The 21,192-nt window shown below is 60.2% G+C and carries 22 protein-coding genes; 2 read left to right on the top strand and 20 right to left on the bottom strand.

Annotated elements, in window-relative coordinates; translation table 11 throughout:
• Positions 1-92 precede the first annotated feature (92 nt).
• The 17 genes from QMX91_RS17655 to QMX91_RS17575 form a co-directional block, all read right to left on the bottom strand.
• Positions 93-653, bottom strand: coding sequence for a DUF1285 domain-containing protein (locus QMX91_RS17655; protein WP_282413106.1), 561 nt, complete (start codon positions 651-653; stop codon positions 93-95).
• A gap of 15 nt (positions 654-668) precedes the next feature.
• Positions 669-1,274: a DUF4823 domain-containing protein gene (locus tag QMX91_RS17650; RefSeq protein ID WP_282413105.1), complete on the bottom strand. Its 606-nt coding sequence runs from the start codon at positions 1,272-1,274 to the stop codon at positions 669-671.
• 170 nt (positions 1,275-1,444) lie between these two features.
• Positions 1,445-2,413 (bottom strand): radical SAM protein, encoded by a 969-nt coding sequence (locus QMX91_RS17645; RefSeq protein WP_098965014.1) that lies wholly within the window; start codon positions 2,411-2,413, stop codon positions 1,445-1,447.
• Between the two features lie 137 nt (positions 2,414-2,550).
• Entirely contained in the window at positions 2,551-3,189 is a 639-nt protein-coding gene (locus QMX91_RS17640) for a TetR/AcrR family transcriptional regulator (RefSeq protein ID WP_007950805.1), read from the bottom strand.
• Between the two features lie 352 nt (positions 3,190-3,541).
• Positions 3,542-4,333 carry a TatD family hydrolase gene (locus QMX91_RS17635; RefSeq protein WP_103369216.1) on the bottom strand — a complete coding sequence of 264 codons (792 nt, stop codon included), beginning with the start codon at positions 4,331-4,333 and terminating at the stop codon, positions 3,542-3,544.
• A gap of 15 nt (positions 4,334-4,348) precedes the next feature.
• Positions 4,349-4,705, bottom strand: a complete 357-nt coding sequence (locus QMX91_RS17630; RefSeq protein WP_027612362.1) for a PilZ domain-containing protein — start codon at positions 4,703-4,705, stop codon at positions 4,349-4,351.
• 42 nt (positions 4,706-4,747) lie between these two features.
• Positions 4,748-5,731 carry a DNA polymerase III subunit delta' gene (locus QMX91_RS17625; protein ID WP_098965017.1) on the bottom strand — a complete coding sequence of 328 codons (984 nt, stop codon included), beginning with the start codon at positions 5,729-5,731 and terminating at the stop codon, positions 4,748-4,750.
• Positions 5,724-6,356, bottom strand: coding sequence for a dTMP kinase (gene tmk / locus QMX91_RS17620; protein WP_098965019.1), 633 nt, complete (start codon positions 6,354-6,356; stop codon positions 5,724-5,726). Before tmk ends, QMX91_RS17625 begins: the two co-directional genes overlap by 8 nt.
• Before the next feature lie 19 nt (positions 6,357-6,375).
• Positions 6,376-7,572, bottom strand: a complete 1,197-nt coding sequence (gene mltG, locus QMX91_RS17615; RefSeq protein ID WP_282413104.1) for an endolytic transglycosylase MltG — start codon at positions 7,570-7,572, stop codon at positions 6,376-6,378.
• A 3-nt stretch (positions 7,573-7,575) separates the two neighbouring features.
• Positions 7,576-8,391, bottom strand: coding sequence for an aminodeoxychorismate lyase (gene pabC, locus QMX91_RS17610; protein ID WP_134787073.1), 816 nt, complete (start codon positions 8,389-8,391; stop codon positions 7,576-7,578).
• Positions 8,391-9,635 carry a beta-ketoacyl-ACP synthase II gene (gene fabF, locus QMX91_RS17605; protein WP_003227039.1) on the bottom strand — a complete coding sequence of 415 codons (1,245 nt, stop codon included), beginning with the start codon at positions 9,633-9,635 and terminating at the stop codon, positions 8,391-8,393. The genes pabC and fabF overlap by 1 nt, the downstream gene beginning before the upstream one ends.
• 108 nt (positions 9,636-9,743) lie before the next feature.
• Positions 9,744-9,980: an acyl carrier protein gene (gene acpP / locus QMX91_RS17600; RefSeq protein ID WP_003175607.1), complete on the bottom strand. Its 237-nt coding sequence runs from the start codon at positions 9,978-9,980 to the stop codon at positions 9,744-9,746.
• A gap of 196 nt (positions 9,981-10,176) precedes the next feature.
• Entirely contained in the window at positions 10,177-10,917 is a 741-nt protein-coding gene (gene fabG / locus QMX91_RS17595; protein ID WP_027612356.1) for a 3-oxoacyl-ACP reductase FabG, read from the bottom strand.
• A gap of 16 nt (positions 10,918-10,933) precedes the next feature.
• The gene (gene fabD, locus QMX91_RS17590; protein ID WP_098965023.1) at positions 10,934-11,872 is read right to left on the bottom strand and encodes an ACP S-malonyltransferase; all 939 of its coding nucleotides are present in this window, start codon (positions 11,870-11,872) and stop codon (positions 10,934-10,936) included.
• A 122-nt stretch (positions 11,873-11,994) separates the two neighbouring features.
• Positions 11,995-13,005, bottom strand: a complete 1,011-nt coding sequence (gene plsX / locus QMX91_RS17585) for a phosphate acyltransferase PlsX (RefSeq protein WP_080963300.1) — start codon at positions 13,003-13,005, stop codon at positions 11,995-11,997.
• 4 nt (positions 13,006-13,009) lie between these two features.
• The gene (gene rpmF / locus QMX91_RS17580) at positions 13,010-13,192 is read right to left on the bottom strand and encodes a 50S ribosomal protein L32 (protein WP_003179396.1); all 183 of its coding nucleotides are present in this window, start codon (positions 13,190-13,192) and stop codon (positions 13,010-13,012) included.
• 13 nt (positions 13,193-13,205) lie between these two features.
• Positions 13,206-13,733, bottom strand: coding sequence for a YceD family protein (locus QMX91_RS17575; RefSeq protein WP_003204262.1), 528 nt, complete (start codon positions 13,731-13,733; stop codon positions 13,206-13,208).
• 105 nt (positions 13,734-13,838) lie between these two features.
• Here QMX91_RS17575 and QMX91_RS17570 point away from each other — a divergent pair, with 105 nt between their 5' ends.
• Entirely contained in the window at positions 13,839-14,417 is a 579-nt protein-coding gene (locus tag QMX91_RS17570) for a nucleoside triphosphate pyrophosphatase (protein ID WP_096794880.1), read from the top strand.
• Positions 14,418-14,468: 51 nt separating this feature from the next.
• Here the strand turns inward: QMX91_RS17570 and sppA are convergent, their stop codons facing one another.
• The 3 genes from sppA to rluC are packed head-to-tail and all read right to left on the bottom strand — an operon-like array spanning position 14,469 to position 17,094.
• Positions 14,469-15,458, bottom strand: a complete 990-nt coding sequence (sppA, locus tag QMX91_RS17565) for a signal peptide peptidase SppA (protein WP_282413103.1) — start codon at positions 15,456-15,458, stop codon at positions 14,469-14,471.
• A 24-nt stretch (positions 15,459-15,482) separates the two neighbouring features.
• Complete coding sequence (locus QMX91_RS17560) at positions 15,483-16,145, bottom strand: HAD-IA family hydrolase (RefSeq protein WP_027612351.1); 663 nt, start codon at positions 16,143-16,145, stop codon at positions 15,483-15,485.
• A complete protein-coding gene (rluC, locus tag QMX91_RS17555) occupies positions 16,132-17,094 on the bottom strand; it encodes a 23S rRNA pseudouridine(955/2504/2580) synthase RluC (RefSeq protein WP_007950779.1) in 963 nt (320 codons plus the stop codon). The genes QMX91_RS17560 and rluC overlap by 14 nt, the downstream gene beginning before the upstream one ends.
• A 699-nt stretch (positions 17,095-17,793) precedes the next feature.
• Between rluC and rne the strand changes: the two genes are divergently transcribed.
• Positions 17,794-21,030, top strand: coding sequence for a ribonuclease E (rne, locus tag QMX91_RS17550; protein ID WP_282413102.1), 3,237 nt, complete (start codon positions 17,794-17,796; stop codon positions 21,028-21,030).
• Positions 21,031-21,192: the final 162 nt, after the last annotated feature.

Here is a 21,192-nt window from a genome sequence, read left to right as displayed (position 1 = left end):
GGCTTGCTCCCGAAGGCAGTGCAGCAGTCAATACATAGGGTGACTGTCACACCGCCTTCGGGAGCAAGCCCCCTCCCACATTTGATTTATTGTCAGGGCTCGAGGCCGATCCGGAAGAACTCGCCGCCACTCCATACGCCCAACCAGCGCTGCCCATCGATCTCACGACTGACCGCCAGTTCCACCAGTTGGTAAAACACATTGCGGTGAATCAACGCTTCGAGGTTGGTGCGCACGTGCACGTAAGGCGCGGGTTCCTGAGTCACCGGGTCGATCTCGACGCGGATCGGATGTTCCGGCCCGGCCTCAGCAGTCTCTTCAACGTTGGTGGTGAAACGCAGGACCTGCGCTTCGCCCTCGCCTTCGACTTCCACGGCAATCGCCACGAACGGCGCGTCGTCGACCTTGATCCCGACCTTTTCGACCGGGGTAATCAGGAAGTAATCATCGCCGTCGCGGCGGATGATGGTGGAGAACAGCTTGACCATCGGCTTGCGCCCGATCGGCGTGCCCAGGTAATACCAGGTGCCGTCGCGGGCGATGCGCATATCGATGTCGCCGCAGAAGTCCGGGTTCCACAAGTGCACCGGCGGCAGGCCTTTGGTTTTGGGGATCTGTCCCAACAGGTCATTGGCTTTTTGCGGTCCACTCATGGCGTACTCCTTGGTTTATTGGTCGCCGACTCCCAGCAGGCTGCGCGCGTATTGCGCCAGCGGCGGGCCGATCAGGTCTTCCGGCTTGTTATCGTGGAACGTCAGTAAACCGCCACGACTCTTGATGCGTGCAGTATCAATCAAATACTGGGTGCTGGTCTCGATCAACATGATCTGAATCACCCCGCCATCGATGCCGAGGCGATCCACGGCTTCCTGATCGAGCCATTCGTCAGAGTTGCCGATACGGTCGTCAGCCTTGGCGAAACGGGTGTACAGCAGGTAGTGCGCGCCAGCATCGCGGGCTTCGCCCATCGCCTGATCGAGGCCTTCAGGGGCACGGGCGCGGCGGACCATCGGGAAGTATTCGACAAAACCCTTGAACGCTTCTTCGGCCACCACGTTCGGGCGCGGATAGGAGCCATCCGGCGGTGCAAATGCGCCCTGAGCGATGTAGATGAACGAATCCGGCTGAATGCGGAAGTTGTTCACCCGACGGCTGTCGCTGTGATCCAGCAGCCCCGCGTCGCTCATCTGATAGCGAGTGCCTTCGGCCATATCGCTGACAGTCATACAGCCGCCAAGCGCCAAAACGGCCAGCAGCAAAACCAGGCTACGCATCCTCATCCTCCAGAAGCCGGTGACGGAAAACCGGCGAATGGCCGTTGGATGCAGCTTTTGCGCCAGCTCAGGAAATTCGTTGATTGTAAGATCGTATTCGCGAGCAAGCTCGCTCCCACAGGAGAATGCATTCGAAATGTGGGAGCGAGCTTGCTCGCGAAAGCGGTTGTTCAGCCGCCGATAATCTTCATGACCGTAGCGCCACCGGAGAACGCCACTTCCTGCTTGTCGCCCAACGCCTTGACCAACAGACGCTGCAGCGCCGGCAACGCCTGATGGCGCGGCTTGTCGAGCAGATCACCGACATAGTGGCGGTTGCTCGACGACAGGCAGCCATGCAGCCAACCGGTCGACGACAGACGCAAGCGCGAACAGGTTCTGCAGAACGGCACGCTTTCGTTGGCGATCACGCCGAAATGGCCACGGCCCGGTATCGCATAGCGCACGGCCGTGGCATCCACCGGCGCATCAGCTTGGGCGTACTCGTAGCGCTCGCCGATCAGGCTCAGCAGTTGCTGCAGGCTGACGAACTGTTGCAGGAAGGCGTTGGAGTCGGTGGCGAGGTGGCCCATGCGCATCAACTCGATGAAACGCAATTCATAGCCCCGTTCCAGGCAGTAATCGAGCAGCGGCATCACCTGATCCAGGTTCTGCCCACGCAACGGCACCATGTTGACCTTGATCTTCAGTCCCGCCGCTTTCGCCTGATCCATGCCATCGAGCACGGTCGCCAGATCGCCGCCACGGGCAATGCTGCGGAACGCGCCGGCATCCAGGGTATCGAGGGATACGTTGATCCGGCGCAGACCGGCATCCACCAGTAGCGGAAGTTTTTTCGCCAGGAGTTGACCGTTGGTGGTCAGGCTGATGTCTTCCAGGCCCATCTTGCCGACGGCGCTCATGAAAGACTCGAGTTTGGGGCTGACCAGCGGTTCGCCACCGGTGATGCGCAAGCGCTCGATGCCGGCGGCTTCGATCAGATAAGCCACGCCGCGGGCCATGGCCTCGGCCGACAGTTCATCCTGCGCAGCCACCAACCGCTTGCCGTTGGGCACGCAGTAGGTACAGGCGTAATTGCAGGCTGAAGTCAGGCTGATGCGCAAATTGCGAAAACGCCTGCCTTGACGGTCAACGATCATGATCACTCCGGCGATAGAATTTCGAGCCGCTAAAACTTGACTCACAAATCAAGTTTTAGCAAGCCCTATGCCTGAGTATATTCCTGCGGTACTGCGTCATGTAGCGAAATCATGGCGCAATAAGGCCGCTGAATGATTCAGCTGCTCGGTGTTTCCGGGTCGCGCTTGCGCTTGTTGCCCATGCGCACGCCGATGTCCATCAGGAACTGGAAGAAACCTTCCTGATCTTCCAGAACATTGCTCCAGAACGGCGAGTGATACAGCGCCACCGCGCCGTGCACCAGCGCCCAGGACGCGCAGTAGTGGAAGTACGGCGGCACGTCTTCGAGCTTGCCTTCGCTGATCCGGCCCTTGATGAGCAGGGTCAGGCGTTCGAAGTTCGAGGCACGGATCTTGTGCAGCTCCTCGACCATTTCCGGCACCTGATTGCCTTTTACCACCTTCTCTTCGAGACGGTCGAACAGGCGGTAGCGCTGCGGGTCGCGCATGCGGAATTCGAAGTAGGCACGGGACAGCGCTTCCTTGTCCTTGTCGACATCGGCCGAATGCAGCAGCTCGTTCAAATCACGCTCGTAATCGAGCATCAGCCGCAGATAGATCTCGGCCTTGGATTTGAAATGCTTGTAGATCGTGCCTTTGCCGATACCCACGGCATCAGCAATCATCTCGACGGTGACGCTGTCTTCACCTTGTTCGAGGAACAGCTTGAGCGCGGTATCGAGAATTTCTTGCTCGCGGCGACGAAACTCACGGACCTTACGAGGTTCTTTGTGCATAAGAAAAGGTCTGTAGGGGTCAAAATTCGAAGCCGCGTATTATGCCTAACTTGCACAAAAATGCACGGATCATCCGACCATATCTGCGTTTCTTGTTCATTTTGCGAACGCCAGGGGTGCAATGAGAACTCAACTGAAGCGCACGTATTCCAAATTTGTTTAAAAACCCCGACCGGCTAACTGGACTGAACGCCAGACTGATCAATACTTGAACTGTCGGGCGGCATCTCCCCCAAGTGCCGTGCCGGTAAAGGTACCAAGGGACCGCGTGCCTTTGTTTTACTCCTAATGGTCTTAACCCGGATTCACCCCCCAGAACCCGGGTTTTTTTTGCCTGCGATTTGGCGATGACCTACATGGCAGATTTGACAGAGGCCAGCGGAAACAGGCGCTTGAAGTTCTCGGTGGTCTGCTCGGCAAACCGCTCGTAGCTCTCCCCACGCAGCATCGCCAGAAACTCAGCCACCTCACGCACGTACTGCGGCAGGTTCGGCTTGCCGCGATAAGGGATCGGCGCCAGATACGGCGAGTCGGTCTCCACCAGCAGGCGATCGGCCGGCACTTTGCTCGCCACATCACGCAGGGCATCGGCATTGCGGAAGGTGACGATGCCCGACAGGGAAATGTAGTAGCCCATGTCCAGCGCGGCTTTGGCCATGTCCCAGTCTTCGGTGAAGCAATGCAGCACACCGGCCTGGGGCAATGCCGCTTCACGCAGCAGCTCGAGGGTATCGGCGCGGGCGCCACGGGTGTGGATGATCACCGGTTTACCGGTCTGCTGTGCGGCTTGCAGGTGCAGGCGGAAGGATGCCTGCTGCAGCTCGGCGGCTTCCGGTTCGTAGTGATAATCCAGACCGGTTTCACCGATCGCCACCACTTTCGGGTGATTGAGCTCGTGCAGCAGCCAGTCCAGCGCCGGCGCCGCGCCCGGTTGCACATCCAATGGGTGCACACCAACCGAGCAATCGACGTCGTCGTAGCGCTCGGCGAGGGCTTTGACGTCGGCGGCGTTATCGGCACTCACGCCGATACACAGGAAGTGCCCTACCCCGCGTTGGCGAGCCGCATCGAGTGCAGCATCCAGCGAGCCGTCGTGGGCGGCGAGGTCGAGGCGATCAAGGTGACAATGGGAATCTACGAGCATAAAAAAGACGGCTACTTACATCGTATGAGTGGGACGGTCGGATTTCAGTGCTCCGGCCAGATGGGTTTCGATGCGACTGCGGGCGGTGTTGTCGCCTTCATTGAATTGCACGCCGACGCCGGCTGCGCGGTTACCCTGAGCGCCTTTGGGGGTGATCCAGGCGACCTTGCCGGCCACCGGAATCTTCTCCGCCTCGTCCATCAAGTTCAGCAGCATGAACACCTCGTCGCCCAACTTGTAGCTCTTGTTGGTCGGGATGAACAGGCCACCGTTCTTGATGAACGGCATGTAGGCGGCGTAAAGCACCGATTTGTCCTTGATGGTCAGGGACAGGATGCCGTTGCGCGGCCCGGGGCTGATGGCTTCATTCATGTTGACCTCCACTGCTGATGTTCAGAGTCTAGGTACACATTCTTATCTTTGACCAGGCAATCCCGCCCATTGCACCAACAACGCTTCCAGCAGCAGTGCCGGGTTGAGGTTGGCTTTGCTCAGGACTTTCTGCCGCTGGGCGAGAATCCAGTCCTGTATATCGAGGACTTTGCCTTGGGCGCTTTTTTGCGCCAGGTACTGCACGACTTTGCGCATATCGGTCAGACCGAGACCGGCTTCATCCTGGGTCAGTTGGTAGCGCAGGATCAGGCTCGACCAGTCGCAGAACCAGTCGAACAGGCGCAGCATCGGAATGCTTTTCCACTCTTCGGCCAGTTGCGTCGGCGATTGCTGCTGCTTGAGCAGCTTCTTCACCCCTTCGACCACCTGTGCCCGCTGTTCACGCACGCCCTGGGATTGCAGGCTGACTGCCGCCAACGGCGAACCAGCCGCTAGCGTCAGCAATTCGACGCGTTCCTCTTCGGAACACTCCGGCAGCGCTTGCGCCAGCCACTGCAGGCTCATGGCCTCGCCCGGCAGCGGACATGCCTGCTGTACACAGCGGCTCTTGATTGTCGGCAGCAAACGACTAGGCTGGTGGCTGACCAGCAACAACACGGTATCGCCGGACGGCTCTTCGAGGCTCTTGAGCAAGGCGTTGGCGGCGTTGATGTTCATCGACTCCACCGGCTCGATCAGCACCACCTTGCGCCCGCCCAGTTGTGCAGTCTGCACCACGAAACTGACCAGATCACGGACCTGATCGACCTTGATCGCCTTGTCGGCTTCTTCCGGCTCAAGGATGTAATTGTCCGGATGGCTGCCGGCCTTGAGCAGCAGGCAGGACTTGCACTCGCCGCACGCTTCCGGCGTAGGACGCTGACAGAGCAGGCTGGCCATCAGGCGCTCGGCCAACGCGCGCTTGCCGATCCCGGCCGGGCCGTGCAGCAAGTACGCGTGGGCGTGCTGGCTACGTCCGGCCAGTTGCTGCCAGAGGCTGTCCTGCCATGGATAGGCCTCAGCCACGAATCAGCTCCAGCAAGTTCGGAATCAAGGTATCCAGCGCTTGCTGAACCTTGACCAATGACTGACCGGCATCGATGCGCACATAGCGCGCCGGATCAGCCTCGGCGCGTTGCAGAAACGCATTGCGTACCGCTTCGAAAAACGCCCGGCCTTCCAGTTCAAATCGGTCCAGACGGCCCCGGGCACTGGCGCGGGCCAGGCCGATTTCCACCGGCAGATCGAAAATCAGCGTCAGATCCGGACGCAGGTCGCCCTGGACGAACGTCTCCAGCGCGGCGATGCGTTCCAGCGACAAACCGCGACCGCCACCCTGATAGGCGTAAGTCGAGTCGGTGAAACGATCGCACAGCACCACCGCGCCGCGAGCCAGCGCCGGACGGATCACTTCGGCCAGATGCTGGGCGCGCGCGGCGAACACCAGCAACAGCTCGGTATCGGGGTTCATGACTTCATCGGCCGGGGCCAGCAGCACATCGCGAATGCGCTCGGCCAGTGGCGTACCGCCGGGCTCGCGGGTCAGTACCACTTCGATACCTTCGGCGCGCAGACGCTCGGCGAGGTATTCGCGGTTGGTGCTCTTGCCGGCGCCTTCCGGGCCTTCCAGGGTAATAAACAAGCCAGTCACAGGCAGTCCTTAATCAAAGTCATTGCGCGTTCTGCGGTGCGGCCGTCGCGGGTTCGGCAGCAGGAGCCGGCGTCGGCGCGGGTTCCTGAGCGGGAACCTGTGGCAGCGCTTCAGGCGCGGTATCAGGAGATGCCGCAGGAGTCGCCTCCTCGGTCGCAGTAGCCGGAGCGGTCGGCGTATTTGCCGGGGCCGGGCTGGAGCGGTAATCGGCGCGGCGCTTGAGCTGGAACTCGCGCACCGCGCTGTTGTGCGCATCCAGATCATCGGAGAACACATGGCTACCATCGCCACGGGCGACAAAATACAGACTGTTACCTTCCACCGGATTGAGCGCGGCATGAATCGCCTCGCGACCGACCATGGCAATCGGCGTCGGCGGCAATCCGGGAATCACATAGGTGTTGTAGGGCGTCGGCTCCTTGAGATGAGCACGGGTCAACTTGCCGGTGTAGCGATCGCCCAGGCCGTAGATCACGGTCGGGTCGGTCTGCAACTGCATGCCCAGCGCCATGCGACGCACGAACACGCCGGCAATCTGCCCACGCTCCTGCGGCACACCGGTTTCCTTCTCTACCAGCGAGGCCATGATCAGCGCCTGATATGGCTCGCTGTACGGCGCATCAGCAGAGCGGTTCTCCCACTCCTTGGCCAACACCTCGTCGAGGCGGTCGAAGGCTTTCTTCAGCAATTCGACATCGGAAACACCGCGCACAAAGCGGTAGGTATCCGGGAAGAATCGCCCTTCCGGGAACAGCCCGCGATGGCCGATTTTCTCCATCACTTCGCTGTCGCTCAAGCCCTTGAGGGTCTGCTCGATCTTTTCGTCTTTTGCCAGCGCGGCACGGACTTGGTGGAAATTCCAGCCCTCGACCAGTGTCAGGCTGTACTGCACCACTTCGCCCCGCTTCCACAGGTCGATCAGACCGTTGACAGTCATGCCCGGCTGCATGCGGTATTCGCCGGTATGGATCGGTGTGCCGGCCAGATTGAAGCGCCAGTAGATGCGCAACCAGAAGGCGTCCTTGATGACCCCATCGGTTTCAAGTTGAAGAAAGGTACGGGTCGACGTCGAGCCTTTCGGCACATCCAGCAGTTCTTCCTGCGTGATGTTCAGGGGCTGTTCCAGCGCCGAATGAATTTTCCAGGCGCTGGCGCCCATCAGCAGCCCTGCCAGAACCAGTCCGGTTTCCAGCAGCAGCAAGAGTTTACGTCTCACGAATCAGGCATCCAGTAGCGCACGGGCAATGGTTTGCAGTTTACGGGTGAGCGGGCCAACCGGCCAGCTCAGTGCAGCGTAGGCCCGTACCGGCCAGACGCCATACACGCTGTTGCAGATAAAGACTTCATCAGCCCATTGCAGCTGTTCGAGGCTGATGTCGGTGATTTGGATGGGGATGGCCAATGACTCGGCCTGAAACAATATTTCAGCACGCATCACACCGGCCACGCCACAGCGCTTCAGATCCGGGGTGATCAGTACGCCGTCGCGCACCAGAAACAGGTTGCTGAACACGCCTTCGATGACGCGCCCGGCCTGATCGAGCATCAAGCCTTCGGCGTGTTCGCTGTCGCGCCATTCGGCACGGGCGAGCACTTGCTCCAGACGATTCAGATGCTTGAGACCGGCCAGCAACGGCTGGTTGGATAACCGCGTGACGCAGGGAAACAGGCGCACGCCCTGCTCGCCATGCACGGCAGGATAAGCAGCAGGCGGATTGCCTTGCAGAATGCGTCGACCCTGTGCCGCAGGATCGGGTGCGTAGCCACGCAAGCCGTCACCACGGGTGAGAATGAGCTTGAGCACGCCCTCGCCCATTGCCGCGGCATAAGCCAGTAGCTCGCTGCGAACCCGCTCGATATCCGCGGCGATGGCCAGACGCGAGCAGCCCTCGGCCAAACGCGTCAGGTGACGATCCAGCAATACCGGCTGGCCGCCGTGCACGGCAATGGTCTCGAACAGACCATCACCGTAAGCCAGGCCGCGATCTTTCAGCGACAGAGCGTCAGCCGGTTGACCGTCGACCCAGCTGTCCATCAACCGGCGAACCGGCGGAATGCCAACGTGCCGTTGGTGCCGCCAAACCCGAACGAGTTGGACAGTACGACGTCGATGTCCATGTTGCGCGCAGTGTGCGGCACGAAATCGAGATCGCAGCCTTCATCCGGCTCGTCGAGGTTGATGGTCGGCGGTGCTACCTGACTGTTGATCGCCAGTACGCTGAAGATCGCCTCGACCGCGCCCGCCGCACCCAACAGGTGACCGGTCATCGACTTGGTGGAGCTGACCGCCAGGTTGTAGGCGTGATCACCGAACACGGTCTTGATCGCGTTGGCTTCGGCAAGGTCGCCGGCCGGGGTCGAAGTACCGTGGGCGTTGATGTACTGCACCTGGTCGATGTTGATCTTCGCATCGCGCAGCGCATTGGTGATGCAGCGCGCTGCACCAGCGCCATCAGCGGGTGGCGACGTCATGTGGAACGCATCGCCACTGGTGCCGAAGCCGATCAGCTCGGCGTAGATCGTGGCGCCACGGGCCTTGGCGTGCTCGAGTTCTTCGAGTACCAGCGCACCGGCACCGTCAGACAGCACGAAGCCATCACGGCCCTTGTCCCATGGACGACTGGCGCGAGTCGGCTCGTCGTTGCGGGTCGACAGCGCACGGGACGCGCCGAAGCCGCCCATGCCCAAACCGCACGCGGCCATCTCGGCACCGCCGGCGATCATTACGTCGGCTTCGTCGTACATGATGTTGCGCGCCGCCATGCCAATGCAGTGCGTACCGGTGGTACAGGCAGTGGAAATGGCGTAGTTCGGCCCCTGTGCACCCAGGTGGATGGACAGAAAACCGGAAATCATATTGATGATCGAGCCTGGCACGAAGAATGGCGAAATTCGACGCGGGCCCGTCTCATGCAGGGTACGGCTGGTTTCTTCGATGTTGGTCAGACCGCCGATGCCCGAGCCCATGGCCACGCCAATGCGCTCACGGTTGGCGTCGGTGACTTCCAGACCGGCGTTGCGAACAGCCTGAAAACCCGCGGCCAGACCGTACTGAATGAACAGGTCGAGCTTGCGTGCTTCCTTGACCGACAGGTATTCCTCGACATTGAAGCCCTTTACCGAGCCGCCAAAACGGGTGGAATAGGCAGAAAGGTCGGTGTGTTCGATCAGACCAATGCCACTGCGGCCAGCCAGAATGCCCTGCCAACTGCTCGGCACATCCGTGCCCAGTGGCGACAACATACCCATACCGGTGACTACGACGCGTCTACGCGACACAGCACTCTCCTTTTTCAAATGACGACTTTGCATCAGGCCTAAAGAAAAAACCGCACGCCATGATGGCAGTGCGGTTTTTCCATGACAGCAGACAACGATTACAAACTATTACGCCTGGTGGCTAGTAACGTAGTCGATTGCAGCTTGTACAGTAGTGATCTTCTCAGCTTCTTCGTCAGGGATTTCGGTCTCGAATTCCTCTTCCAGAGCCATCACCAGCTCAACGGTGTCAAGGGAGTCGGCACCCAGGTCTTCAACGAAGGAAGCAGTGTTGACCACTTCTTCTTCTTTAACGCCCAGTTGCTCGGCAACGATTTTCTTGACGCGCTCTTCGATGGTGCTCATACCTTGTTTTCACTCCTAATGGACAAATTCAGGCAGCTGGCCAGTGGGTAAGTGTATAGAAAGGCTTTTCAGCTTTTCAACTGAAAGCTTCACTCCTCAAACCCTGCGGCCCTCTGCCTATAAATAGATTGCAGCTTTATAACGGATTTTAGACAGCTCGTATGACATTTTTTTGAAGCAATCCGTCACATTTTACTTACATGTACATCCCACCGTTCACCGGGATTGTAGCCCCAGTGACGTATGCCGCACCGTCGGATGCAAGAAAAGCGACCACCGAGGCGATCTCTTGAGCTTGTCCCAGACGGCCCAGCGGAATCTGCGTCTGCAAGGCTTCACGCTGTGCTTCCGGCAGTTCGCGGGTCATATCGGTGTCGATGAACCCAGGGGTTACCGAGTTGACCGTAATCGAACGCGAACCGACTTCACGCGCCATCGCACGGCTGAAACCTTCCAGACCGGCCTTGGCGGCTGCATAGTTTACTTGGCCTGCGTTGCCCATGGCACCCACCACCGAGCCAATACTGATAATTCGGCCCCAGCGCGCCTTGGTCATGCCACGCAAAACGCCCTTGGACAGGCGATACAGACTGTTCAGGTTGGTATCGATCACGTCGTACCATTCATCGTCTTTCATGCGCATCATCAGGTTATCGCGGGTGATGCCGGCATTATTGACCAGAATCGCCGGCGCGCCGAACTGCTCCTGAATGCTCGCGATCACGGCGGCAACGGATTCGTCGCTGGTGACGTTCAGCTCCAGGCCGGTACCTTGAATGCCGTGCTCTTTGAGCGTGGCAGCAATGGCCTCGGCACCTTTGGCGGAGGTCGCGGTGCCAACAACGATGGCGCCCTGACGACCCAGTTCCAGCGCGATAGCCTGGCCGATACCGCGGCTTGCACCGGTGACCAGTGCAACTTTACCTTGCAGACTCATGCAAGTTTCTCCTGATTCAGGCCTGCGCTGCACGGGCGGCAACGAAAGCGTCTGGGGTGTTGAGATTGGAGGTCGAAACGCCTTCGGCGCAACGTTTGTTCAGACCGGCCAGCACTTTGCCCGGGCCGCATTCGATCAGATTGGTCGCGCCTTTGGCAGCCAGGGTCTGAACCGATTCAACCCAACGAACGGGCTTGTACAGCTGTTCAAGCAAATCACGCTTGAGGGTTTCCAGATCGGCCGGCACTTGCGCGCTGACGTTCTGTACGACCGGGATCTGCGGCGCCTGCCAGTCGATGGCGGCGATGGATTCGGCAAAGCGCTCGGCAGCCGGACGCATCAGTTCGCAATGCGACGGCACGCTCACCGGCAACGGCATGGCACGCTTGGCGCCACGGGCCTTGCAGCCCTCGATGGCACGCTCAACCGCAGCCTTGGCGCCGGCAATCACTACCTGACCCGGCGAGTTGAAGTTCACCGCGCTGACCACTTCGCCCTGCGCCGCTTCGGCACAGGCTGCCAGCACGTCGGCATCTTCCAGACCGAGGATGGCAGCCATGCCGCCCTGCCCGGCCGGAACGGCTTCCTGCATCAGCTGGCCACGGCGCTCGACGAGCTTGACCGCGTCAGCCAGGCTCAGGCTGCCGGCAGCAACCAGTGCGCTGTATTCACCCAGGCTGTGACCGGCAACAAATGCCGGACGCGCGCCACCTTCAGCCAGCCACAGACGCCACAGGGCGATCGAAGCGGTCAGAATGGCCGGTTGAGTTTTGTCGGTTTGATTGAGCAGCTCTTCCGGGCCCTGCTGGGTCAGTGCCCACAGGTCATAGCCCAGAGCAGCGGAGGCTTCTTTGAAGGTTTCGAGGATCAACGGATATTCCGCGCCCAGCTCGGCCAGCATGCCGAGGGACTGCGAACCCTGTCCTGGAAAGACGAATGCGAGGGAAGCAGACATGTAACAAGCCCCTAATGATCTTGTCGTCGAAAATGACGCCCCACTGGGGGACGCAAGAAACTGACAGTTGGATGGCCCTTTGAACCGGGCGGTCACATTTAAGCATTGTCCGACGAAAACGCCTAAGACAACAGATCCTCCAAACGACCGTGGAGGCGTTCGGGCAGGTTCTCCTGAATCTCGATCAGCGCGCGCTGAATTGCACTCTGAAAACCCTGAACCCCGGCCGAACCGTGACTTTTCACCACGATACCCTGCAAGCCGAGGAAGCTTGCGCCGTTATGTCGCGCCGGTGCGAGATCCGCCTGCAGGCGCTTCATCAATGGCAGGGCCAAAGCACCTACCACGCGGGAAGCAAAGTTTTTCCTGAACAAGGCCTCAATGCGCGCAGCGATCATCGTCGCCAGGCCCTCGCTGGACTTGAGCAGGATATTGCCGACAAACCCGTCGCAGACCACCACATCTGCCTCGCCGCGATAAAGACCATCGCCCTCGACAAAACCGATGTAGTTAATGCCGCGCGCCGCCTGCAACAAGGTCGCCGCCAGCTTGACCTGCTGATTGCCCTTGATGTCCTCGGTGCCGATATTCAGCAACGCGACACGCGGCCGGGCGATGCCCAGCGTCTGCGCCGCCACCGAGCCCATCACCGCGAACTGCAATAGATGCTCGGCGCTGCAATCGACGTTGGCGCCCAGGTCGAGCAACTGGCAATAACCCTTCTGCGTCGGAATCGCCGCCACCATCGCCGGCCGATCAATCCCCGGCAAGGTCTTGAGCACAAATCGCGACAGCGCCATCAACGCCCCGGTATTGCCGGCACTGACACAGGCCTGAGCCTTGCCATCACGCACCAGTTCAAGGGCGACACGCATCGACGAGTCCGGCTTGCCACGCAAGGCCTGAGTCGGCTTTTCGTCCATGGTGATGACTTCAGACGCCGGGACAATTGTCAGGCGCGCGCGATCGGCAGCCGATTGGCCGTTGATCAGTTCTTCAAGTAGGGAGGGTTGACCGACGAGGGTCAGGTGCAGCGAGGGCGTAGCAGAAAGGCAAGCAAGGCTGGCCTGAACAATGCTGCGGGGACCGAAGTCCCCGCCCATTGCGTCAATCGCGATGACTTGAGCGGACAAGTGATTACTCGTCAGCGCCCTTGTCGATCACTTTACGGCCACGGTATACGCCTTCTGGCGATACGTGGTGACGCAGGTGAACTTCACCAGTGGTTTTTTCTACAGACAGGGTGCTAGCCTCGAGAGCGTCGTGCGAACGGCGCATGTCACGGGCAGAGCGGGATTTTTTGTTCTGCTGAACAGCCATAATTGATTAACTCCTAAACGTTTGGGTCACGCTTTAACTGCGCCAATACACTGAACGGGTTGGACCGCGTTACCTCGTCCTCGCTCGGTTCGGGTTCATCTGCTCCCGCCGGCTGCTGGCATTCTTCCGGATGATGAGCAGGCACAATGGGCAAGGCGAGCAGAAGCTCCTCCTCGATCAGTGACTGCAGATCCAATGGATCTTCGCCCAGTTCCAGCACGTCATAACCTTTCGGTAACGACTGGGTATTCGCACCCTCCTTCACTACAGCGTAACTGCATTCGCTGTGGATCGGCAGGGTGACCAGCTCAAGACAACGCTGGCAAACCATTTTGACTTCGGTGTCGATAAAGCTGTGGATCACCACAGATTTACGTTCATCTCGTTCAAAAACGAATTTGGCCTGCACCGTACCGACATCGTCGGAAAGCGGGTCGCAGAGTCTCTTCAAATCGGCCAGCAGCAGTTCACCTTGAAGGGTGGTGCCACGGTCAGCCAATTTGCGCGGGTCAACGTGAGGTGGAATCGGGTCATTCAACATAGGCGCAGCATTATAGGGATGCACCCACCCATGTCAAAGGAAATTGTGCCCTGTCCGTCACTTGCGTGCCTCCGCTAGAATTCGCACCTGCCTCAGGAGACGCCAATGCTGCCTTTATTACTCGCCTCAAGCTCGACTTATCGCCGGGAATTACTCGCCCGCCTGCACCTGCCGTTCGTCTGCAGCTCGCCGGATATCGACGAAAGCCACCAGCCGGGCGAATCCGCCATCGAACTGGTCAAGCGCCTCGCCGAACAGAAAGCCCGCGCACTCGCCGCGAGCCATCCCGCTCATCTGATTATTGGCTCGGACCAGGTCGCAGTGCTCGGTGATCGGATCATCGGCAAGCCACACACCTTCGACAAGGCTCGCGAGCAACTACTCGCCGCCAGCGGCGCCAGCGTGACCTTCCTCACCGGCCTGGCCCTGCTCAACAGCCAGACCGGCCACTGCCAGGTCGACTGCGTGCCGTTTACCGTGCACATGCGTCAGCTCGACGAGGCGCGAATTGAACGCTACCTGCGCCTGGAGCAGCCCTACGACTGCGCCGGCAGCTTCAAGGCCGAAGGATTGGGCGTGAGCCTGTTCCAATCCACCGAAGGGCCTGACGCCACCAGCCTCATCGGCCTGCCGCTGATTCGCCTGATCGACATGCTGCTGGCCGAGGGCGTGCAAATCCCTTAACGCACAAAAAACCGGCCATTGAGGCCGGTTTTTTTCAACACTGCACCAGGCTTAACGCAACGAAGGCCCGTGGAAACCCATCCACATCGCCAACTGCTCAGCCACGCTGGCACCGAGCTTCTTCGAGAAGCGGTCGAACGGCGATTCCTGAACAGTAAAGTCCACCAGCTCTTTCTCGCCGATCACATCCCGCGCCACGGAACTGGCATTGCCCAGACCATCGATCAAGCCCAACGGCAGCGCCTGCTCGCCGGACCAGACCAACCCGGAGAACAGCTCCGGATGCTCCTTGTCCTTCAAGCGATCGCCACGACCCTGCTTGACGCTATTGATGAACTGCTTGTGCGTGGTATCCAGCACGGTCTGCCAGAATGCGGTTTCGTCAGGCTTCTGCGGCTGGAACGGATCCAGAAACGATTTGTGCTCGCCCGAGGTATAAGTGCGACGCTCGACGCCGAGCTTGTCCATGGTGCCGACAAACCCGTAACCGGCCGCCGTTACACCAATGGAGCCGACCAGACTGGCCTTGTCGGCATAGATCTGATCCGCAGCACTGGCGATGTAATAGGCACCGGACGCACCGAGATCGGAAATCACCGCGTACACCTTGGTATCCGGGTGCAGACCGCGCAGACGCTTGATCTCGTCATACACATAACCCGACTGCACCGGACTGCCGCCAGGACTGTTGATCCGCAGGATCACACCCTTGACCTTCTTGTCCTCGAAGGCCGCACGCAGGCTGCCGACAATGTTGTCAGCGCTCGCAGGCTCCTTGTCGGCAATCATGCCGGTGACGTCGATCAGCGCGGTGTAGTTCGGGCCACGGGTGGCGCTCTTTTCCATGTCCATCAGCGGCGTGAACAGGATCAGCGCGACAAACAGATAAACAAACGTCAGCAGCTTGAAGAAAATCCCCCAACGCCGCGAGCGACGCTGCTCCTGCACACTGGCCAGCAAAGTCTTTTCCAGCAGCTTCCAGCTTTTCTCGTCACCGTCGTCGGCACTTGTCTTGGCCGGTGCTTTCCATTCGTCGGTCATGCGCTGTACCCCAGCAAAAACGTATTAAGCCTGCTGCCCCAGCCAGGCGTGCAATTCACTAAAACGGTCGATCGACAGGCGCGGTTCGAACTGCTGCAGCGACTCGATCGACTGCGCGCCGTAGCTGACCGCTACCGACGCCATGCCCGCATTACGCGCCATCAGCAGATCGAAGGACGAATCCCCGACCATCAGCGCCTGCTCGGGCCGCACGCGACAATGCGCGAGAATCTGCTCGAGCATCAGCGGATGCGGCTTGCTCGCGGTCTCGTCGGCGGCACGGGTGATATCGAAATAATCTTCCCAGCCATTGGCCTTGAGCACCCGATCCAGTCCACGACGATTCTTGCCGGTCGCGACCGCCAGGTGGTAGCCCTGCTCGCGAAACGACGCCATCGACTCCACTACGCCTTCGAACAGCGGCGAAGGCACGGCTTCTGCCGCGATGTAGTGATCAGCGTAATACTCGCGAAACAAGGTCATCTCGGCATCACTGATGTCCGGGTACAAGGTGCGGATCGCCTCGGGCAAGCCCAGACCGATGATGCCCTTGACGGCAAAATCATCACGCAACTCGAAACCGGAACGCGCGGACGCAGAATGCATCGCTTCGACAATCCGACCAATGGAATCAGCGAGGGTGCCGTCCCAATCGAAAATCAGCAGTTTGTAATCAGATGGGCGCACTCAATCGCTCCACGGTCTTGGCCCACATTTCATCCACTGGTGCCTGCAACTTGAGCTCGCCGCCATCGGGCAGCGGCACGGTCAGCATGTAGGCGTGCAGGAACAGACGTTTGCCGCCCAGATCACGGATTTCCTTGCTGAAACCGTCATCGCCGTACTTGGTGTCGCCGGCAATGCAGTGCCCGGCGTGCAACGTATGGACGCGGATCTGATGCGTGCGACCGGTGATCGGCTTGGCTTCGATCAGAGTGGCAAAGTCGCCGAAACGACGCAGGACCTTGAACACGGTCACCGACTCCTTGCCCTCCTCCTCGTCGACCTCGACCATGCGCTCGCCGGAGCGCAGATTGCTCTTGCCCAGCGCCGCACGGACTTGCTTGATCGAGGTCGCCCAATTGCCGCGCACCAGCGCCATGTAACGCTTGTCGACACCGTCACCACGCAAGGCGGCGTGCAAGTGCCGCAACATGCTGCGCTTCTTGGCGATCATCAGCAGGCCGGAGGTGTCACGGTCGAGACGGTGAACCAGCTCCAGCTCCTTGGCATCGGGGCGCAACTGACGAAAGGCTTCGATGACACCGTAATTCAAGCCGCTGCCGCCGTGAACCGCAATGCCGGCGGGCTTGTTGATCACGATCAGGGCTTTGTCTTCGTAGACAATCGAGGCTTCCAGGCGCTGTAACAGACCCTGAGCCAAGGGCACCGGTTCGTCGCGCTCAGGCACACGAACCGGCGGCACGCGCACGATATCGCCGGCCTGCAGCTTGTATTCGGGCTTGATCCGCCCCTTGTTCACGCGCACTTCGCCTTTACGCAAAATGCGGTAAATCAAGGTCTTGGGCACGCCTTTGAGCCGGGCAAGGAGGAAATTGTCGATTCGTTGGCCGGCATACTCCGGCGAGACTTCAAGCAGTTGAACGCCTGGAGTCGAAGGGGCAGTAGTTGTCATGCCGCGGATGATAACAATTTTTATGGAATTGAAGCACTTAATCATTGCTGCTATAGTCGCGAACGCCGCCAAAAGCGGCCTGGACAGCGGAACCACGGTCAAAAACCGGCCCTGACCAACGCAATTCACCAGGACGCGAGGCCGTCCTACGGGGCTTTCGCTACGTAACGGTGGAGTTTGCAGTTGTAACAAGCGCAGGTGACATGAGGCCTGAATTACACCGTCGAGCAGAGTTTTCACTCGCCTGACAGGCAAATATTCGAGGCCAGTTCACAAAGTGCAGTCAGCTGCAGATGACCCCGAGCGAAGGCTTCGGAAACATCGCCTGAATTAGCCATGATGCGTGACCTCCCCTTTCGGAGCTCACGGTAAATGCCAACCCGCTGCGGATTCTGCGCGCGGCAGCACCCGAATTATCAGGGATACGTGTAGGGTGGAGATGCACAACCGCCGGACTGTGTAGCAATAGGCTTTATCAAGACGCTTCATCTCGTCCACAGCCGCTGGTTGATTCCTCCTCCTGACTGAGTGCTTAAGTAGCCACAGCAAGCAGGACGCGTACGTCGCGATATCGGCCCAATTGGCCTGACATCGCTGGACACGGGAATGGCCAACCACTCCCGACGCACCTGACACCGACCGTGAGAAGTCGTGTGTGCCGAACGCCGTTTCCGGCAGCCCGGAAACCGACGGTACTACATGAAAAGAATGCTGATTAACGCAACTCAACCCGAAGAGTTGCGTGTTGCACTGGTAGATGGCCAACGCCTCTACGACCTGGACATCGAATCCGGTGCACGCGAGCAGAAGAAGGCCAACATCTACAAAGGCCGTATCACTCGCATCGAACCAAGCCTTGAGGCTGCCTTTGTCGATTTCGGCTCCGAGCGCCACGGCTTCCTGCCCCTCAAAGAAATCTCCCGCGAATACTTCAAGAAAGCCCCTGAAGGCCGCGTCAACATCAAGGACGTCCTGAGCGAAGGCCAGGAAGTCATCGTTCAGGTCGAAAAAGAAGAACGTGGCAACAAGGGCGCCGCCCTGACCACCTTCATCAGCCTGGCCGGTCGTTACCTTGTACTGATGCCGAACAACCCGCGTGCCGGCGGCATCTCCCGTCGCATCGAAGGCGAAGAGCGCAACGAACTGCGTGAAGCGCTGAACGGTCTGGTTGCTCCAGCCGACATGGGTCTGATCGTGCGCACTGCCGGCCTGGGCCGCAGCAGCGAAGAAATGCAGTGGGACCTCGACTACCTGCTGCAACTGTGGACTGCCATCAAAGAAGCCTCGCTGGATCGCTCCGCGCCATTCCTGATCTATCAGGAAAGCAACGTGATCATCCGCGCCATCCGCGATTACCTGCGCCAGGACATCGGCGAAGTGCTGATCGACAGCGTTGAAGCCCAGGACGAAGCCCTGACCTTCATCCGCCAGGTGATGCCGCAGTACGCCAGCAAGATCAAGCTGTACGAAGACAGCGTGCCGCTGTTCAACCGTTTCCAGATCGAAAGCCAGATCGAGACCGCTTTCCAGCGCGTCGTCGAACTGCCTTCCGGCGGCTCCATCGTCATCGATCCGACCGAAGCCCTGGTGTCCATCGACATCAACTCGGCGCGCGCCACCAAAGGCAGCGACATCGAAGAGACCGCGCTGCAGACCAACCTTGAAGCCGCCGAAGAAATCGCCCGTCAGTTGCGCCTGCGCGACATCGGCGGCCTGATCGTCATCGACTTCATCGACATGACCCCTGCCAAGAACCAGCGCGCCGTGGAAGAGAAAGTCCGCGAATGCCTGGAAGCCGACCGCGCTCGCGTGCAGATCGGCCGCATCTCGCGCTTCGGCCTGCTGGAAATGTCCCGTCAGCGCCTGCGTCCATCGCTGGGCGAAAGCAGCGGCATCGTCTGCCCGCGCTGCAACGGCACCGGCATCATCCGTGACGTCGAATCGCTGTCGCTGGCGATCCTGCGCCTGATCGAAGAAGAAGCCCTGAAAGACCGCACTGCCGAAGTGCGCGCTCAGGTGCCGATCCCGGTCGCCGCGTTCCTGCTCAACGAAAAACGCAACTCGATCACCAAGATCGAACTGCGCACCCGTGCCCGTATCGTCATTCTGCCGAACGATCACCTGGAAACCCCGCACTTCGAAGTTCAGCGTCTGCGTGACGACAGCCCGGAAGCTGCGACCAACCAGTCCAGCTACGAAATCGCTGCTGCCGCTGCCGAAGTCGAAGAAGTCCAGCCAGCCGCTGCGACCCGCACCCTGGTTCGCCAGGAAGCTGCGGTCAAGACTGCGCCGGCCCGTGCCAATGCGCCGGTGCCGACCGAAGTCGCCGCGCCTGCCGCTGCTGCACCGGCTCCGGTTGCCGCGCCAGAGCCAAGCCTGTTCAAGGGCCTGGTGAAATCGCTGGTCAGCCTGTTCGCGACCAAAGAAGAGCCAGCCGCTCCGGTCGTCGTTGAAAAACCGGCCACCGAGCGTCCGGCCCGCAACGAAGAGCGTCGCAACGGTCGTCAGCAGAGCCGCAACCGTAACGGTCGCCGCGATGAAGAGCGCAAGCCGCGCGAAGAACGTGCACCGCGTGAAGAACGCGCCCCACGCGAGCCGCGTGAAGAGCGTCAGCCACGTGAAGCCCGTGAAGTCCGCGAGCCGCGTGAAGCCCGCAGCGAAGCACCGGCCGCCCGCGAAGAACGCGCACCCCGCGCTCCGCGTGAAGAACGTGCACCACGTGCGCCGCGCGAAGATCGCAAGCCACGTGGCGAGCGTGAAGAGCGTGTACGTGAACTGCGCGAGCCACTGGACGCCGCTCCGGCTGCACCCGTAGCAGCTGCCGCTGCCGCTGTGGTCGCAGAAGAGCGTCCGGCCCGTCAGCCTCGCGAAGAGCGCGCTCCACGCCCACCGCGTGAAGAGCGTCAACCGCGTGCCGAGCAGGCTGCTGCCGTTGCTGAAGAAGAAGTGAACAGCAACGAAGAGCAACTGCCAGAAGACGGTCAGGACAACGCCGAAGGCGATCGTCCACGTCGTCGCTCCCGTGGTCAGCGTCGTCGCAGCAACCGTCGCGAGCGTCAGCGTGATGCCAACGGCAACGTGATCGAAGGTTCGGAAGAGTCCGAGTCCGGCGAACACGCTGAAACAGCACCAAGCGCCGCCGATCTGGCTGCCGGCCTGGCCGTCACTGCCGCTGTTGCCAGCAGCGTGATCAGCGCTCCGGCCGAAGCACAGGCTCACGAGCAAGCCGAACGCGCCACCGCCGCTGTTCAGGAAACCGCTCCAGTGGAAGCGCCGGTTGTTGAGGCCACTACCCCAGTGGAAGTGGTTGCCGCTCCGGAAGTCGAAGTGGCACCGGTTCAAGAAACTCTGCCTCAGGTTGAAGCCGCTGCACAACCTGCCGTTGAGGCGCCAGTCTTGGCCGCAGAGCCGGTTGCTGAAACCGTCGCTGAAACCGTGACCGAAACCGTGCGTGAAGTTCGCGAAGAACAGACCGCGTTCAACTGGGTTGCCGAGCCTGCCGTCGCTGAAACTCCAGCGCCAGTGGCAGAAGCCCCAGTGGTTGAAGAAGCCAAGGCTGCCGCGCCAGTGGTCGAAGCCGCTGAACCTGCTCCAGCGCCAGTGGTTGAAGCACCGGTGGTCGAAGCGCCAGTGGCTGCCGAAGCCCCTGCTCCAGTAGTTGAAGCCGCTCCGGTCAGCGCCCTGACGCCAAACGGCCGTGCGCCAAACGACCCACGTGAAGTGCGTCGCCGCAAGCGTGAAGCCGAGCGTCTGCAGAAGGAAGCCGAACTGGCTGCCGCTGCTGCTCCGGCGGCTGAAGTGGTCGAAGTTGCTGCTGTGACTGAAGAGGCCGTGGTTGAGTCGGTGATCGCCGAAGCACCACGCTCCGTTCAGGACGCGGTCGAGCATCACCAGGCGGCCGAGGAAAAAGAACACGAGCCTAAACCGCTCGTCTGATTCCGCAAGCCAATAAAAAGCCCCGCCTGAGCAATCAGGCGGGGCTTTTTCATGCCTCCAGTTCAAGCTTCACCACCCTTCAATGTGGGAGCGGGCTTGCTCGCGAATGCGGTGTGTCAGCCACCCTGGAAGTCACTGACGCTCCGCATTCGCGAGCAAGCC

It is taken from the genome of Pseudomonas sp. PS01299 (genome assembly GCF_029960145.1).
Classification (GTDB): Bacteria; Pseudomonadota; Gammaproteobacteria; order Pseudomonadales; family Pseudomonadaceae; genus Aquipseudomonas; species Aquipseudomonas putida_A.
The sequence above is the reverse complement of the archived record's forward strand: the minus strand, read 5'-3'. Positions and strand labels throughout refer to the sequence as shown.